This is a genomic window from Erythrobacter colymbi (assembly GCF_002155685.1).
GTDB lineage: Bacteria > Pseudomonadota > Alphaproteobacteria > Sphingomonadales > Sphingomonadaceae > Erythrobacter > Erythrobacter colymbi.
Map to the genome: position 1 here is coordinate 177,672 of NZ_MUYK01000005.1, position 15,530 is coordinate 193,201.

The following is a 15,530-nucleotide window of genomic DNA, read 5'->3' on the forward strand; positions in this document are numbered from 1 at the left end:
AACTCGCAGCGGTTGGTGGAACTGCGCTCAACCTATCTAGTTGCGAGTGATTTGCAATAGCGTAAATGCGGTATCCGAACAAACAAAAGCCCCGCCGGAGCAGACGCTCCAGCGGGGCCTTGTCGTCGCCGGAAGGGCGAGGCGGGGAGCTTACTCCTCGCCGTCGTCCTCGATCTCGGCCGCCGGGGCCGAAGCCGCCATCGCGGCCATCGCGGCCTTCATCTTCTCTTCCGAACCGATCGCGTCTGCAGCCGGTTCGACTTCGCGCTGGCCCGAAGCCGACAGGGCTTCCTGCTGCTTCTTCCACGCCGCCTTCAGCGCCGCATCGCGGCTGTTGGCGGTGACGCGCAGACGGTTCATGCCCGCGCCGGTACCGGCGGGGATGAGACGGCCGACGATCACGTTTTCCTTCAGACCGATCAGGGTGTCCTTCTTCCCTTCGACCGCCGCCTGCGTCAGCACGCGGGTGGTTTCCTGGAACGAGGCCGCCGAGATGAACGAGCGGGTCTGGAGCGAGGCCTTGGTGATGCCGAGCAGCACCGGGTTGCCCGATGCGCCCTGCTTGCCCTTGGGCAGCTTGGCGTTGATTTCGAGCATCTCGGCCAGATCGACCTGCTCGCCCGGCAGCAAGGTGGTGTCCCCGCCGTCGGTGATCTCGACCTTCTGCAGCATCTGGCGAACGATCACCTCGATGTGCTTGTCGTTGATCTTCACGCCCTGCAAGCGATAGACTTCCTGGATCTCGTCGACGAGGTACTCGGCCAGCGCCTCGACACCCATGACCTCGAGGATGTCGTGCGGGTTGGGCGAGCCGGAAATCAGGGTATCACCCTTCTTCACGTAGTCGCCTTCCTGCACGTCGATCACCTTGGTCTTGGGGATCAGGTACTCGACGGGTTCACCCTCCTCGGGGATGATCGCGATCTTGCGCTTCGCCTTGTATTCGCGAACGAATTCGATCCGGCCGGAGATCTTGGCGATGACCGAGACGTCCTTGGGCATACGCGCCTCGAACAGCTCGGCCACGCGCGGCAGACCGCCGGTGATGTCGCGGGTCTTGGCGGCTTCGCGGCTCGCACGGGCGAGAATGTCGCCCGCTTCGACCGTTTGGCCATCCTCGACCGACAGCGTCGTGCCCGGAGCGAGCATGTAGCGCGCCGCTTCGGTCTCGCCGCTGCCTTCCGCCAGCAGGGTGAGCCGCGGACGCAGATCTTCCTTCTTCTTGCGGCCCGTCGCGCGGTTCTCGGTCACCACGCGCTGCGCGATGCCGGTGGCATCATCCATCTGTTCCTCGAGCGTGATGCCCTCGGCCAGATCCTGATACTTCACCACGCCCGACTGTTCGGTGATGATCGGCAGGGTGAACGGGTCCCACTCGGCGAGACGATCGCCGATCTTGACCTGATCGCCATCCTTGAACTTCAGCACCGTCCCGTAAGGCACCTTGTGCATCTCGCGCTCGCGCCCTTCGGCGTCGATCACGGCCAGCTCGCCGTTGCGGGCGAGGCTGAGGATGCGGCCCTGCTTGTCGGTGATGGTCGGCATGTCGCGGTATTCGACGCGGCCTTCCGAAATCGCCTCGAGGTGCGAGGTTTCGTTGAGCTGCGCCGCGCCGCCGATGTGGAAGGTCCGCATCGTCAGCTGGGTGCCGGGCTCGCCGATCGACTGCGCGGCGATGACGCCGACCGCTTCACCGATGTTTACCGGAGTCCCGCGGGCAAGGTCACGGCCGTAGCAGGTCGCGCACACGCCCTGTTCGGCTTCGCAGATCAGCGGAGAGCGGATCTTGGCCGACTGGACTTCCGCCGCCTCGATCGCCTTGACCATCGCTTCGTCGAGCAGGGTGCCCGCCGGAACGATGACTTCGCCGGTCGCCGCGTTGACGATGTCTTCCGCGACCGTGCGGCCGAGAATACGCTCGCCGAGCGAGGCGATCACCGAACCGCCCTGCACGATCGCGCGCATTTCGAGCGCGTTCTGCGTGCCGCAATCTTCCTCGACGATGACGCAATCCTGCGACACGTCGACCAGACGGCGGGTCAGGTAACCCGAGTTCGCGGTCTTCAGCGCGGTGTCCGCGAGGCCCTTGCGAGCACCGTGGGTCGAGTTGAAGTATTCAAGAACGGTCAGACCTTCCTTGAAGTTCGAGATGATCGGGGTCTCGATGATCTCGCCCGAAGGCTTGGCCATCAGGCCGCGCATCCCGGCGAGCTGCTTCATCTGCGCCGGGCTACCACGCGCCCCGGAGTGGCTCATCATGTAGATCGAGTTGATCTGGGCTTCCTTGCCCGTCTCGCTGTCGATCGGCTGCGCCTTGATCTCGGCCATCATCGCGTCGGCGACCATGTCACCGCACTTCGACCAGGCGTCGATCACCTTGTTGTACTTTTCCTGCTGGGTGATGAGACCGTCCTGGTACTGCTGCTCGTAACCGGCAACCAGTTCCTTGGTCTCCTCGACCAGCTTTTCCTTCGCGTCGGGGATGATCATGTCATCCTTGCCGAAGGAGATACCGGCCTTGAACGCGTGGCGGAAGCCCAGCGCCATGATGGCGTCGGCGAACAGCACCGTGTCCTTCTGACCGGTGTGACGGTACACTTGGTCGATCACGTCGCCGATCTCGCGCTTGGTGAGCAGGCGGTTGATGATGTCGAAAGGCACCTTGTGGTTCTTCGGCAGGCACTCGCCGATCAGCATGCGGCCCGGGGTCGTGACGAAGCGCTTCATCGACACCACGCCGTTCTCGTCGGCCTGCGGAACGCGGGCGATGATGCGGGTGTGGAGCGTGACGGCCTTCGCCTCGAGCGCCTGATGCACTTCGGCCATGTCGGCAAAGCGCGGCAGCTTCTCGATCTTGGTGCCGTCCTTCTCTTCGATGAATTCGGGGTGCTTCTCCTGCCGCTCCATCGAGAGGTAGTAGATCCCCAAAACCATGTCCTGCGAAGGCACGATGATCGGCTTGCCGTTGGCGGGCGAGAGGATGTTGTTGGTCGACATCATCAGCACGCGCGCCTCGAGCTGGGCTTCCAGCGACAGCGGCACGTGGACCGCCATCTGGTCACCGTCGAAGTCGGCGTTGAAGGCCGAGCAGACCAGCGGGTGCAGCTGGATCGCCTTGCCTTCGATCAGCACCGGCTCGAAGGCCTGGATGCCCAGACGGTGCAGCGTCGGCGCGCGGTTCAGCAGAACCGGGTGCTCGCGGATCACCTCGTCAAGGATGTCCCAGACTTCCTTGCGCTCCTTCTCGACCCACTTCTTGGCCTGCTTGAGGGTCATCGACAGACCCTTGGCATCCAGACGGGCGTAGATGAACGGCTTGAACAGCTCGAGCGCCATCTTCTTCGGCAGGCCGCACTGGTGCAGCTTCAGTTCCGGACCGGTCACGATCACTGAACGGCCCGAATAGTCGACGCGCTTGCCGAGCAGGTTCTGGCGGAAGCGGCCCTGCTTGCCCTTGAGCATGTCGGAGAGCGACTTCAGCGGACGCTTGTTGGCACCCGTGATGACGCGGCCGCGGCGGCCGTTGTCGAACAGCGCGTCCACGGCTTCCTGCAGCATGCGCTTTTCGTTGCGCACGATGATGTCCGGCGCGCGCAGTTCGATCAGGCGCTTCAGACGGTTGTTACGGTTGATCACACGACGGTAGAGGTCGTTGAGGTCCGAAGTCGCGAAGCGGCCACCATCGAGCGGCACCAGCGGGCGCAGTTCGGGCGGAATGACCGGGATCACTTCGAGGATCATCCATTCCGGGCGGTTGCCGGATTCGATGAAGCTTTCGACGACCTTGAGGCGCTTGATGATCTTCTTGGGCTTGAGCGCCGACTTGGTGGTGGCGAGCTCGTCCATCAGCGCATCGCGCTCGGCCTCGAGGTCGAGCTGCATCAGCATGGTGCGCACGGCTTCCGCGCCGATGTCGGCGGTGAAGGCGTCTTCGCCGTACTCGTCCTGCGCTTCGAGCAGCTCGTCTTCAGTGAGAAGCTGGTACTTCTCGAGCGGGGTCAGGCCCGGCTCGGTGACGATGTAGCTTTCGAAGTAGAGCACGCGCTCGAGCTGCTTGAGCTGCATGTCGAGCAGCAGGCCGATGCGCGAGGGCAGCGACTTCAGGAACCAGATGTGCGCGACCGGCGCGGCCAGTTCGATGTGGCCCATGCGCTCGCGGCGGACCTTGGTCACCGTGACTTCGACGCCGCACTTTTCGCAGACGACGCCCTTGTACTTCATGCGCTTGTACTTGCCGCACAGGCACTCGTAGTCCTTCACGGGGCCGAAGATGCGCGCGCAGAACAGCCCGTCACGCTCCGGCTTGAAGGTGCGGTAGTTGATCGTCTCGGGCTTCTTGATCTCGCCATAGGACCACGAGCGGATGCGCTCCGGCGAGGCGATGCCGATCTGGATCTGGTCGAAGGTTTCGGGCTTCGCCAGCTGGTTGGTGAATTTGGTCAGGTCGTTCATGACTGTGTTCCCTTAGGGGGATGAAATTCGTGTGCGGCGGTGGCGGGGGAGCGCCCGATTGTCTTGGCGCCCCCCGCGCCCCTTACTCCGCTGCCTCCAGCATCTCGCCGTCGTCGTCCTCGTCGAGGATCGACTTCAGCTCGACGTTGAGGCCGAGGCTGCGCATTTCCTTCACGAGCACGTTGAAGCTCTCCGGAATGCCGGCCTCGAAGGTGTCGTCGCCCTTGACGATCGCTTCGTAGACCTTGGTGCGGCCGACCACGTCGTCGGACTTCACCGTCAGCATTTCCTGCAAGGTGTAGGCCGCGCCGTAGGCCTGGAGCGCCCAGACCTCCATTTCCCCGAAACGCTGGCCGCCGAACTGCGCCTTGCCGCCCAGCGGCTGCTGGGTGACGAGCGAGTAGGGGCCGATCGAACGCGCGTGGATCTTGTCGTCGACGAGGTGGTGGAGCTTCAGCATGTAGATGATGCCCACGGTCACCTTGCGGTCGAACGCCTCGCCGGTGCGGCCGTCATAGAGGACCGACTGGCCCGAGGAATCGATCCCCGCCTTGACCAGCATGTCCGAAACGTCGGCTTCACGCGCGCCGTCGAACACCGGGGTCCCCATCGGCACGCCGGCCGAGAGGTTGCCGGCGAGTTCCACGATATCCGCGGTCGAGCGGCTTTCGAGGTCTTCGACATATTGCTCGCCATAGATGTCCTTGAGGCGATCGAGCACGGCGGCAGGAGGCGCGACATTGGCGTAGTCTTCGGCGGCGTTCGGGTTGGCGGCGCGCCAATCCTCCAGCAGCCCCTTGATCTCGTGACCCAGCGCGCGGGCCGCGAAGCCCAAGTGCGTCTCGAAGATCTGCCCGACGTTCATGCGCGACGGCACGCCCAGCGGGTTGAGCACGAGGTCGACATGCGTCCCGTCGGCGAGGAACGGCATGTCCTCGATCGGCAGGATCCGGCTGATGACGCCCTTGTTCCCGTGGCGGCCGGCCATCTTGTCACCCGGCTGCAGCTTGCGCTTCACCGCGACGAAGACCTTGACCATCTTGAGCACGCCCGGAGCGAGTTCGTCACCGCGCTCCAGCTTCTCCTTGCGGTCGTGGAACTTGGCATCGATCAGCGCGACGGCTTCGTCGTACTGGCTCTTCACCGCTTCGATCTGCGCCTGACGGCCATCATCGGCGACCGCGAACTTGAACCAGTCGTGGCGCTCGACACCTTCGAGCAGCTCCTCGGTGATCACCTCGCCCTTCTTCAGCCCCTTGGGCGCTGCCGATGCGGTCTGGCCGATCAGCATGTCCTTGAGACGGTTGTAGGTCGCGCGGTTGAGGATGTTGCGCTCGTCCGCAGCGTCCTTGCGGAGGCGTTCGATTTCCTCGTTCTGGATCGCACGGGTACGGTCATCGATCTCGATCCCGTGGCGGTTGAACACGCGCACTTCCACCACCGTGCCCGCCACGCCCGGCGGCAGACGCAGCGAGGTGTCACGCACGTCGCTCGCCTTTTCGCCGAAGATCGCGCGCAGCAGCTTTTCTTCCGGGGTCATCGGAGATTCACCCTTCGGGGTGATCTTGCCTACGAGGATGTCACCGGGGTGAACCTCCGCACCGATATAGACGATGCCCGCCTCGTCGAGGTTGCGCAGGGCTTCCTCGCCGACGTTGGGGATGTCGCGGGTGATGTCTTCCGGCCCGAGCTTGGTGTCGCGGGCCATGACTTCGAACTCCTCGATGTGGATCGAGGTGAAGACGTCGTCCTTCACGATGCGTTCGCTGATCAGGATCGAGTCTTCGTAGTTGTAGCCGTTCCAGGGCATGAACGCGACGAGGCTGTTCTTGCCGAGCGCCAGCTCGCCGAGATCGGTCGAGGGGCCGTCGGCGATGATGTCGCCGGCTTCGATCACGTCACCCACCTTCACCAGCGGACGCTGGTTGATGCAGGTGTTCTGGTTCGAACGCTGGAACTTCTGGAGCGTGTAGATGTCGACGCCCGACTGGCCGGGTTCGACATCGCCGATCGCGCGGATCACGATACGGGTCGCGTCGACCTGGTCGACGATCCCGCCGCGCTTGGCAGCGATCGCAGCGCCGGAATCGCGCGCCACGGTTTCTTCCATGCCGGTGCCGACCCACGGCGCTTCCGCCTTCACGAGCGGCACGGCCTGACGCTGCATGTTCGAGCCCATCAGCGCGCGGTTGGCGTCATCGTTCTCGAGGAACGGGATCAGCGAGGCCGCGACCGAGACGAGCTGCTTCGGCGACACGTCCATCAGCGTGATGTGCTCGCGCGGAGCCATCAGGTTGTCGCCGTTGTGACGCGCCGAGACCAGCTCTTCGACGAAGCTGCCGTCTTCATTGAGCTCAGCCGAGGCCTGCGCGACGGTGTGCTTCTGCTCTTCCATCGCCGACAGATAGATCACGTCCGAGGTGACCTTGCCGTCGATGACCTTGCGGTAGGGGGTCTCGATGAAGCCGTACTTGTTGACGCGGCTGAAGCTCGCGAGCGAGTTGATCAGACCGATGTTCGGGCCTTCGGGCGTTTCGATCGGACAGATGCGGCCATAGTGCGTCGGGTGAACGTCGCGCACTTCGAAGCCGGCGCGCTCGCGGGTCAGACCACCCGGCCCGAGCGCCGAGACGCGGCGCTTGTGGGTGACTTCCGAGAGCGGGTTGGTCTGGTCCATGAACTGCGAGAGCTGCGAGGAACCGAAGAACTCGCGCACCGCAGCCACGGCAGGCTTCGCGTTGATGAGGTCGTTCGGCATCACGGTCGACACGTCGACCGAGCTCATGCGCTCCTTCACCGCGCGCTCCATGCGCAGCAGGCCGACGCGGTACTGGTTTTCCAAGAGCTCGCCCACCGAACGCACGCGGCGGTTGCCGAGGTTGTCGATGTCGTCGACTTCGCCCTTGCCGTCCTTGAGGCCGACCAGCTCCTTCACCACCGCGAGGATATCTTCCTTGCGCAGCGTGGTGACGGTGTCCTCGCACTCGAGGCCCAGACGCATGTTGAGCTTCACGCGGCCCACGGCCGAGAGGTCATAGCGTTCGGCATCGAAGAACAGGCCTTCGAACAGCGCCTCGGCGGTTTCCTTCGTCGGCGGTTCGCCCGGACGCATGACCTTGTAGATCGCCTCCAGACCCTCGTCGCGGTTCTCGGCCTTGTCGGCCTTGAGGGTGTTGCGGATCCACGGGCCGGTGTTGATCTCGTCGATGTCGAGCAGCGGCAGCTGGTCGATCCCGGCCTTGTCGAGGATGTCGACATGCTCGAGCGTCAGCTCGTCACCGGCTTCGACGTAGATGCGGCCCGTGCTCTCGTCGATCATGTCGGCGGCGGCATAACGGCTGACGACTTCCTCGGTGGGAAGCAGCAGTTCGGTGAGGCCATCCTTGGCCGCCTTGTTGGCAGCGCGGGGGCTGATTTTCTGGCCGGCGGGGAACACTTCCTCGCCGGTCTTGGCGTCGACCAGAGCGAAGGTCGGCTTGGCGTTGCGCCAGGCTTCGGCGTGGAACGGGATCTTCCACCCGTCCTTCGCGCGTTCCCAGGTCACGGTGTTGTAGAAATAGCCGAGGATATCCTCGGCATCGAGGCCGAGCGAGTACAGCAGCGCGGTGACCGGCAGCTTGCGCTTGCGGTCGATGCGGACGTTGACGATGTCCTTGGCGTCGAATTCGAAGTCGAGCCACGAGCCGCGGTAGGGGATCACGCGGGCAGCGAACAGCAGCTTGCCCGAGGAGTGGGTCTTGCCGCGGTCATGGTCGAACAGCACGCCCGGCGAACGGTGCATCTGCGAGACGATCACGCGCTCGGTGCCGTTGATGATGAAGGTGCCGTTGTCCGTCATCAGGGGCATGTCGCCCATGTAGACGTCCTGCTCCTTGATATCGAGAACCGAGCGGGTTTCGGTTTCGCTGTCCACCTCGAACACGATGAGGCGCAGGGTCACCTTCATCGGGGCGGCATAGGTGATGCCGCGCTGACGGCACTCGGTGGTGTCGTACTTGGGCTCTTCGAGTTCGTAATGCACGAAATCGAGCTCGGCGGTGCCGGCGAAGTCGCGGATCGGGAAGACCGAGCGCAGGGTCTTTTCGAGGCCCGAGACATAGCCCGTGGCCTTGTCCGAACGCAGGAACTGCTCGTAGCTTTCGCGCTGAACCTCGATCAGGTTCGGCATCTGCACGACTTCGTGGATGTCACCGAAGATCTTGCGGATGCGCTTCTTGGCGGTCCCTTGCGCCTTGCGGCTGCGGGTGACGGGCGGCTTCGCCTTGGTGGCCATGGAGGGGTCTTGCCTCTTTCCTGTGCGCGCGGGCTGTTGGTACGTGCCGCAACGCCGATCAAAACACTGTGCCGGACGGGTAGCCGGAGACGTGAAAAACGACTGCACGGGGCAGCACCAACCGGTGCAGCCGTACAGCCTGCCTGAATTCGTCTCACGGAAAAGCCGGGCTTCCTTCCGTATGCACGCACCCGCGATGTAGCGCGCATTGCTCGAAGCCGGTCGACTCGGATCGCCCAGATAGGTAGCCATCGGCCCCAAGTCAATGCAGGCGCGGGCGGCCGCTTCCCATTTCATCGCAAGCATGCGAATGGCGACGCCTCTGGCTGCGAACGGGCAGAACACGGGGGCATACGAGAGAATGGCGGACGACGCGAGCGCACGGACCTTCGACCGGCCGGAAATCTTCCTCTCGCTCGGCCTGTCGCTGGTGAAGCAGGACAAGGGCGCGATGGTCGAGGCGCTGATCGCCGAGACGCTGGGCCGCCATCCGGACAATCCGCTCTATCACGCCATCGCCCGCATGATCCGCAGCCACAAGGTCCCGCGCTGGCACGCGGTGATGCTGGCCGACGATCCGCGCAACGCCGCCTACAGCGCCGCGATCGCGGCCGTCGCGCCCGGGCGGGTGGTGCTCGACATCGGCACGGGATCGGGCCTGCTCGCCATGATCGCCGCGCGCGCGGGTGCGGAGCGGGTGGTGGCGTGCGAGGCCAATCCCGTCGTCGCCGAGGCTGCGCGGCGGATCGTTGCGGCCAACGGCCTCGATCACAAGATCACGATCCACGCCTGCCATTCCTCGAAGCTCGACCGCAGCATGATCGGCGGAGAGGGCGCGGAGCTAGTGATGTCGGAGATCTTCGCCGCGGACATCGTCGGCGAGGGGGTGATGCCCGCCCTCGCCCATGCCCGGGCCGAGCTTGCCGCACCGGACGCGGTCTTCCTGCCCGAGGTCGCCACCCTGCGCGTCGCGCTTGCCGAGCTCGACCCGCCGCCGTTCCGGCCGCTGGCCGCGGAGGGCTTCGACCTGTCCGGGTTCGAGGCGCTCTACCCGGCCCGCGAGTTCATCTCGGACCGGCCCGAGGCCCTCACCCTGCGCACCGAGCCGGCCGATCTGCTGCGGCTCGACTGGTCCTCGCCCGATCCCCTTCCCGTTACCGGCACCGCGCAGATCACGGTCGCGGCCAAAGGCGGGAGGGCCAATGTCGTGGCGCAATGGCTGCGGATCGAGTTCGGCAGCGGCGTCGCCTACGAAAACGCACCCCATACCATGCCGGGCGCGCACTGGACGCCGCTATGCCATGCCCTGCACGCCCCGATCTCTCCCGCCGCCGGAGCCCCCGTCACCATCGGCGCATTCTACCATACCGACCAGCTGGCGCTCTGGGCGGCTTGAGGGGTCTTACCGGAAAACGACGCGCTCAATATCGTTTTTCAATATTATTGATTGACGATATGCCGACTCAGGCGTAGAGGTTCCTTATCGAATCACGATGTGATGCTTTAAGGAGATCGATATGACCCGCTTCGCCAACACCGCGCTCGCCGCCTGTGCCGCCTTCATCCTCTCGCTCGCGTCGATCGGTGCGATCGTCACCGTCCCGCCCGCCCAGGCCGAAACGCCCGCGGCGATCATCCACGCCGAGCTGGCCTGACCTGCAGGAAGGAACCGCGCCATGATCAAACATGACAGATCGACCGATCTTCTCCTGCTCGCAGGCAAGGTCATCGCCGTATTCATGCAGGGCGCGATGGCGTTCGGCGGACTGGTGCTGATCTTCGTCGCCGGCGCGCTCGCCATCGGCCACGACGCCATCCAGGCCGAACTGAAAGCCGACATGGACTATGCCGATGTCGTCCTGCCGGTCTTCCCGATGATCGGCGTGATGCTGGTCGGCCTCGGGATCCTCGCCGCATTGTTCGTCTTCTTCGGCAAGCTGCGCGCGATCATCAACACGGTGAGCGACGGCGATCCCTTCGTCCCTGCCAATGCCGAACGGCTGAGCCTGATGGCGTGGCTGATGCTGGGCGTGCAGCTGCTGGTGCTCGCCGCGATCCCCTTCGCGCTCCAGCTGGCCGATTTCGCCCAAAAATTCGGGGAACACGCCGATATCAACATCGACGGCGGCGGGTTCGATCTCAGCGGCATCCTGCTGGTGATCATCCTCTTCATCCTCGCCCGCGTGTTCCGCCATGGTGCCGCGATGCGCGAAGACCTGGAAGGGACCGTGTGATGCCCCCCACCAACGACGACCTCGAAGGAGCCCGCATCATGGTCAAGCTCGACGACCTGCTCTACGCCCGCCGCATGACGCTGACCGAACTGGCGGACCGCGTGGGACTGACACTCGCCAACCTGTCGATCCTCAAGACCGGCAAGGCCAAGGCGATCCGCTTCTCCACCCTCGCCGCGATCTGCCGCGAGCTGGACTGCCAGCCGGGCGATCTGCTCGGATATCAGGCCGACTGATCAGGGCCACACTGACAAGGACCAGAGGCCGGGGCAGGTATGCTCCGGCCTCTGCGCGTCAGTCCGATCGCACCTTGCCCATCACCAGCGCGGCAAAGGCGAGCAGCAGGATCGCCCCGGCCTCGTAGACCACGTTTTCGGCCTGCATGTCCTTGCCCTGCAGCACGATCAGCCGCGCGATCGCGGTGATGGCAATGAAGATCGGGAAGACGAAGGAGCTCCCCTTGCCGGTGTAGAACACCGCGATCATCGCGATCACCTCGGTGTAGAGGAACATCAGCAGGATATCTGCGAGCACGATGTTGCCGCGCTGGAAGACCGCCGCAACCTCCGCGCCCGCGGCTCCCAGCGTCATCAGCGCGGCGACCATCAGCAGCCCCTGCTCGACGAGGCGCAGCGCGCGGCCGGTGGGGCTGGCAGGGGCGGGTTCGGGCGTGTCCATCGCGCTTGTCCATAAAGCAAAATGCGCCCGCCGCCAAAGGCCCGGTACCGCCGGAATGGAGGCGCCCCGCCCGCCAGCCGCCCGACAAGTCGCTTGACTCGCGCGCACCCTCGGCTAAAGGCCCGCCCCGACCCCTTCGGGGATCATCCGTCCGAGACAGTTGGTGACCGGAATATGCCGGTCTTAATTTCCAGCCTAGACGGGGAAACGAGATTTTCGCGAGGGGCCTGCGGCAACGCAGACGCCGCGCAGCGTGCCTGCCACTATCGGCATGGGGCACACCCTCCTTCCCTATCGACGGACTCGCCCGTGCTCTGAGCCTTCGCGGCCCTGTGCATGGACAAACGTAGCCGGTCGCGTCCGGGGAGCCATTCCCGCCGCGATCAAATGTGAAGGAGTATGGCATGGATCGTTCGCAGAAAGCCGACGCGGTTGCCCAGCTCAATGCGGTCTTCAACGAAGTTGCCGTGGTGGTCGTCACCCGCAACCTCGGCATGACGGTGGCCCAGTCCACCGACCTGCGCGGGAAGATGCGCGATGCTGGTGCGTCCTACAAGGTTGCGAAGAACCGTCTCGCCAAGCTCGCCCTCGAAAACACCGACTATGTCGGGCTCGGTGACATGCTCACCGGTCCGGTCGGGCTGGCCTGGTCGACTGACCCGGTCGCGGCTGCCAAGGCCGCTGTCGATTTCGCCAAGACGAACGACAAGCTCGAAATCGTCGGCGGGTCGATGGGTTCGGTCGTGCTCGACGAAGCCGGCATCAAGGCGCTTGCCACGATGCCGAGCCTCGACGAGATGCGCGCCAAGCTCATCGGGCTGGTCAACGCCCCGGCGACGAAGATCGCCCAGGTCGTTACCGCACCCGCTGCGAAGGTCGCCCGTGTGTTCGCCGCCTATGCGGACAAGGCAGCCTAAGAGACGTTTTTCGCCAGTCGAAACAATTCCTTGGGGCGCATTAGCCCCGCCACCAATTTGGAGTGAACCATCATGGCCGATATTGCCAAGCTTGTTGAAGAACTTTCGAAGCTGACCGTGCTCGAAGCCGCCGAACTCGCCAAGGCGCTTGAAGAAGCGTGGGGCGTGAGCGCCGCTGCTGCGGTTGCCGTTGCTGCGCCCGCCGCTGGCGGCGATGCCCCGGCTGCCGAAGAGCAGACCGAATTCGACGTCATCCTGACCGGCGACGGCGGCAAGAAGATCCAGGTCATCAAGGAAGTGCGCGCCATCACCGGCCTGGGCCTGACCGAAGCCAAGGCGCTCGTCGAAGGCGCGCCGAAGGCCGTCAAGGAAGGCGTGTCGAAGGCCGAAGCCGAAGACATCAAGAAGAAGATCGAGGAAGCCGGCGGCACCGTCGAGCTCAAGTAAGCTCGAAGCCGCGGTCTCTGACCGATACAGGAAGGGCGGCGCCAGCAATGGCGCCGCCCTTTTTTGTTTACTCGCATGGATTTGCCGTTAGCTTACCCGGCGACCCCGAAAGGGGGGTCGCATACAGGGGACGTCAATCCATGAAGTTCAAATCCCTGGCTCTCGCCGTCGTGGCGGGCGCCTCGCTCACTGGCTGTGCCACCGTCATGAACGGCACCAACGTCGATTACCTCACCGAGACCGACCCCACCGGGGCCGACGTGGTGTTTCTCAACGGCCTCAAGTGCACCTCGCCCTGCACGCTCGAGCTGAAGCGCGGTTCGGACACCCGCGTCGACATCAAGAAGCCGGGCTATGAGCCGGTCTACGTTCTGGTCCAGTCGCGCCTTGCCGGTTCGACCTTCGGCAACATCATCGCCGGCGGGATCATCGGCGGCGTGGTCGATGGCGGCAACGGCGCCAGCAACACGCTGTTCCCGCGCCCGCTTAAGGTGCGCCTCGCGCCCGAAGGTTCGGGCAAGCCCGCCATGCTGCTCGACAAGGACGGCAAGGAGCTGATGAGCGTCGAAGAGCACAACGCCAAGGTCCGCCTCGACGTCGCCAAGACCATCGGTGCCGAGCTGGCAGGGGTCGAAGCGCCGGCCAACTGAGCCGTTAAGCTTCCGCAATTTTCGAAGGGCGGTGCCAGCGATGGCGCCGCCTTTTTTCTTGTAAGTCCGCGACACGAAACTTGTAGCATTGCGACAGCCTTTCCCCTCGGCGGAGCGGGGCAAAAGTTGCAGATCGTGCACCCGTGCAGGAACCGGACGCCTCCCAGGTGTCAGCGGGATGGAATGGTTAAGTTACTTTACACCCTGTTAATAACACCTAACAATGCCCCCACGAGTCGCCGAGTCGCACGACTTGCCGAACCTGCAGGTCGCATAACGCCGCAGGCTGGTACTCGTTGAATGTGGGGGGAAGTATGTCGTATCTGAAGGCAGCCATCGCGGCGTGCGCTATTGCGTGCGGTGCTCCGCTGGCAGCGCAAGACGTGGTCTACGAACCCGTCAGCCCCACTTTCGGTGGCAACCCGTTCAATTCGCAGCACGTGCTGGGCGTGGCCAACGCCAACAACGATTTCCGCGATCCGCGCGCGGCCAACAGCAACTCGCAGGCCGACATCTTCGCCCGCCAGCTGCAATCGCGGCTGCTCTCGGCGCTGTCCTCGCAGATCGTCGACGCGATCTTCGGCGAGAACCCGCAGGAAAGCGGCACCATCAGTTTTGGCGGCCAGACGATCAACTTCTTCCGCTCGCTCGAGGAGGTGACGATCATCATCCGTGACGACGCGACGGGCGAGGAGACCAAGATCGTCGTGCCGCTCTTCATCGATGTGAACTGACCGGCCCGGACGATGCGCAAACCGATTACCCTTGCCCTCGCCGCACTGGCCGCGCTGTCGCTGGGCGGCTGCATGAGCGCGCCGCAGGACGGGCGCAACGCGCTGGCGACGACCACCAGCCTCGCCTATTTCCCGAAGAAGACCCAGACCCAGAGCCTGCTCAACCAGCTGCCCCCGCCGCAGCGGCCGGTGGCGATCGCGGTCTATGGCTTCACCGACCAGACCGGCCAGTTCAAGCCGACCGAGACCGGCCAGACCCTGTCGCGCGCGGTCACACAGGGCGCCAGCTCGATGCTGGTGAAGGCGCTCCAGGACGCGGGCAACCGCGGCTGGTTCACCGTGGTCGAGCGCGAGCGGCTCGATAACCTGCTCAAGGAACGCCAGATCATCGGCGAGATGCGCAAGCGCTATCTCGGCGAACAGGAGGTCGATCCGCAGGCCCTTCCCGCGCTGCTTTTTGCCGGCGTGCTGCTGGAGGGCGGGATCGTGGGTTATGACACCAACACCGTGACCGGCGGCGCGGGGGCATCATTCCTCGGCATCGGCGCGCGGACCGAATACCGGCAGGACACCGTGACCGTCTATCTGCGCGCGGTGTCCGTGCGCACCGGCGAGGTGCTCGCCAACGTCACCGCGTCCAAGACCATCGCCAGCCAGGCGCTTGGCGCCAACGCGTTCAAGTTCGTCGCCTTCCGCGAGCTGCTCGAGGCCGAGGCGGGCATCACCTCGAACGAGCCCGATCAGGTCGCGCTGCAACAGGCGATCGAGAAGGCGGTCTATGGCCTCGTGCTCGAAGGCGTGGAGCTCGACCTGTGGCGCTTCGACGACATGTCGCTCGCCGGGCCGCTGCTCGCGGCCTACCGCGCCGAGCGCGACGGGCACTACGACGCCAGCGATATCCAGAAGGCGGTGAAGCGGGCAGGCTCGCTTACCGCGATGACGGTCGTCGATGGCGAGAAGCTTGAGGAAAAACGGCGTGACGGTTCGTGACGCCGATAAGGGGGTTCCGGAGGGCCTGACGGTCTGACGGGGCAGGTCCGGGAGGCGCGGCAACGCCGAACGGGCCGGACAAAACAAAGCACGCAAAGGAGCGGCAACTCCGATGCGCGCGAGGAAAGGCTTGCGATTACCTGATTGGCCCGGCG

12 protein-coding genes are annotated in these 15,530 nt (G+C 64.6%); 9 read left to right on the forward strand and 3 right to left on the reverse strand.

Annotation, left to right across the window (positions count from 1 at the left end; all coding sequences use genetic code 11):
- Positions 1 to 150: 150 nt before the first annotated feature.
- Together rpoC and rpoB are read right to left on the reverse strand one after the other, a co-directional pair.
- Positions 151 to 4,452: a DNA-directed RNA polymerase subunit beta' gene (gene rpoC / locus BZF57_RS12645; protein ID WP_086738459.1), complete on the reverse strand. Its 4,302-nt coding sequence runs from the start codon at positions 4,450 to 4,452 to the stop codon at positions 151 to 153.
- Positions 4,453 to 4,534: 82 nt separating this feature from the next.
- Positions 4,535 to 8,725: a DNA-directed RNA polymerase subunit beta gene (gene rpoB, locus BZF57_RS12650; protein ID WP_086738462.1), complete on the reverse strand. Its 4,191-nt coding sequence runs from the start codon at positions 8,723 to 8,725 to the stop codon at positions 4,535 to 4,537.
- Positions 8,726 to 9,035: 310 nt separating this feature from the next.
- Between rpoB and BZF57_RS12655 the strand changes: the two genes are divergently transcribed.
- The 4 genes from BZF57_RS12655 (at position 9,036) to BZF57_RS12665 (ending at position 11,195) form a co-directional block, all read left to right on the forward strand.
- Complete coding sequence (locus BZF57_RS12655; protein WP_162291009.1) at positions 9,036 to 10,121, forward strand: 50S ribosomal protein L11 methyltransferase; 1,086 nt, start codon at positions 9,036 to 9,038, stop codon at positions 10,119 to 10,121.
- A gap of 121 nt (positions 10,122 to 10,242) precedes the next feature.
- Positions 10,243 to 10,380 (forward strand): hypothetical protein, encoded by a 138-nt coding sequence (locus BZF57_RS21450; RefSeq protein ID WP_169712967.1) that lies wholly within the window; start codon positions 10,243 to 10,245, stop codon positions 10,378 to 10,380.
- A 21-nt stretch (positions 10,381 to 10,401) separates the two neighbouring features.
- Positions 10,402 to 10,959: a DUF2975 domain-containing protein gene (locus tag BZF57_RS12660; RefSeq protein WP_086738467.1), complete on the forward strand. Its 558-nt coding sequence runs from the start codon at positions 10,402 to 10,404 to the stop codon at positions 10,957 to 10,959.
- On the forward strand, positions 10,959 to 11,195 hold the full coding sequence (locus BZF57_RS12665) for a helix-turn-helix domain-containing protein (RefSeq protein ID WP_086738470.1): 237 nt from the start codon (positions 10,959 to 10,961) through the stop codon (positions 11,193 to 11,195). The genes BZF57_RS12660 and BZF57_RS12665 overlap by 1 nt, the downstream gene beginning before the upstream one ends.
- 58 nt (positions 11,196 to 11,253) lie before the next feature.
- Here BZF57_RS12665 and BZF57_RS12670 read toward each other — a convergent pair whose 3' ends face one another.
- Positions 11,254 to 11,637 (reverse strand): phosphate-starvation-inducible PsiE family protein, encoded by a 384-nt coding sequence (locus BZF57_RS12670; RefSeq protein WP_086738472.1) that lies wholly within the window; start codon positions 11,635 to 11,637, stop codon positions 11,254 to 11,256.
- A 404-nt stretch (positions 11,638 to 12,041) separates the two neighbouring features.
- Here BZF57_RS12670 and rplJ point away from each other — a divergent pair, with 404 nt between their 5' ends.
- The 5 genes from rplJ (at position 12,042) to BZF57_RS12695 (ending at position 15,375) form a co-directional block, all read left to right on the forward strand.
- Positions 12,042 to 12,554, forward strand: coding sequence for a 50S ribosomal protein L10 (gene rplJ / locus BZF57_RS12675; protein WP_086738475.1), 513 nt, complete (start codon positions 12,042 to 12,044; stop codon positions 12,552 to 12,554).
- A 72-nt stretch (positions 12,555 to 12,626) separates the two neighbouring features.
- The gene (gene rplL, locus BZF57_RS12680; RefSeq protein WP_086738478.1) at positions 12,627 to 13,001 is read left to right on the forward strand and encodes a 50S ribosomal protein L7/L12; all 375 of its coding nucleotides are present in this window, start codon (positions 12,627 to 12,629) and stop codon (positions 12,999 to 13,001) included.
- Positions 13,002 to 13,141: 140 nt separating this feature from the next.
- Complete coding sequence (locus BZF57_RS12685) at positions 13,142 to 13,651, forward strand: PEGA domain-containing protein (protein ID WP_086738480.1); 510 nt, start codon at positions 13,142 to 13,144, stop codon at positions 13,649 to 13,651.
- Between the two features lie 314 nt (positions 13,652 to 13,965).
- Positions 13,966 to 14,385, forward strand: coding sequence for a curli assembly protein CsgF (locus BZF57_RS12690; protein WP_086738483.1), 420 nt, complete (start codon positions 13,966 to 13,968; stop codon positions 14,383 to 14,385).
- A gap of 12 nt (positions 14,386 to 14,397) precedes the next feature.
- A complete protein-coding gene (locus tag BZF57_RS12695; protein ID WP_086738486.1) occupies positions 14,398 to 15,375 on the forward strand; it encodes a CsgG/HfaB family protein in 978 nt (325 codons plus the stop codon).
- Positions 15,376 to 15,530: the final 155 nt, after the last annotated feature.

Bases quoted from the DNA above. Each gene is read 5' to 3' on its own strand.
- rpoB (WP_086738462.1), bottom strand. From the start codon at position 8,725: ATGGCCACCAAGGCGAAGCCGCCCGTCACCCGCAGCCGCAAGGCGCAA.
- BZF57_RS12655 (WP_162291009.1), top strand. From the start codon at position 9,036: ATGGCGACGCCTCTGGCTGCGAACGGGCAGAACACGGGGGCATACGAG.
- BZF57_RS21450 (WP_169712967.1), top strand. From the start codon at position 10,243: ATGACCCGCTTCGCCAACACCGCGCTCGCCGCCTGTGCCGCCTTCATC.
- BZF57_RS12670 (WP_086738472.1), bottom strand. From the start codon at position 11,637: ATGGACACGCCCGAACCCGCCCCTGCCAGCCCCACCGGCCGCGCGCTG.
- BZF57_RS12690 (WP_086738483.1), top strand. From the start codon at position 13,966: ATGTCGTATCTGAAGGCAGCCATCGCGGCGTGCGCTATTGCGTGCGGT.
- BZF57_RS12660 (WP_086738467.1), top strand. From the start codon at position 10,402: ATGATCAAACATGACAGATCGACCGATCTTCTCCTGCTCGCAGGCAAG.
- BZF57_RS12665 (WP_086738470.1), top strand. From the start codon at position 10,959: ATGCCCCCCACCAACGACGACCTCGAAGGAGCCCGCATCATGGTCAAG.
- rplJ (WP_086738475.1), top strand. From the start codon at position 12,042: ATGGATCGTTCGCAGAAAGCCGACGCGGTTGCCCAGCTCAATGCGGTC.
- rplL (WP_086738478.1), top strand. From the start codon at position 12,627: ATGGCCGATATTGCCAAGCTTGTTGAAGAACTTTCGAAGCTGACCGTG.
- rpoC (WP_086738459.1), bottom strand. From the start codon at position 4,452: ATGAACGACCTGACCAAATTCACCAACCAGCTGGCGAAGCCCGAAACC.
- BZF57_RS12695 (WP_086738486.1), top strand. From the start codon at position 14,398: ATGCGCAAACCGATTACCCTTGCCCTCGCCGCACTGGCCGCGCTGTCG.
- BZF57_RS12685 (WP_086738480.1), top strand. From the start codon at position 13,142: ATGAAGTTCAAATCCCTGGCTCTCGCCGTCGTGGCGGGCGCCTCGCTC.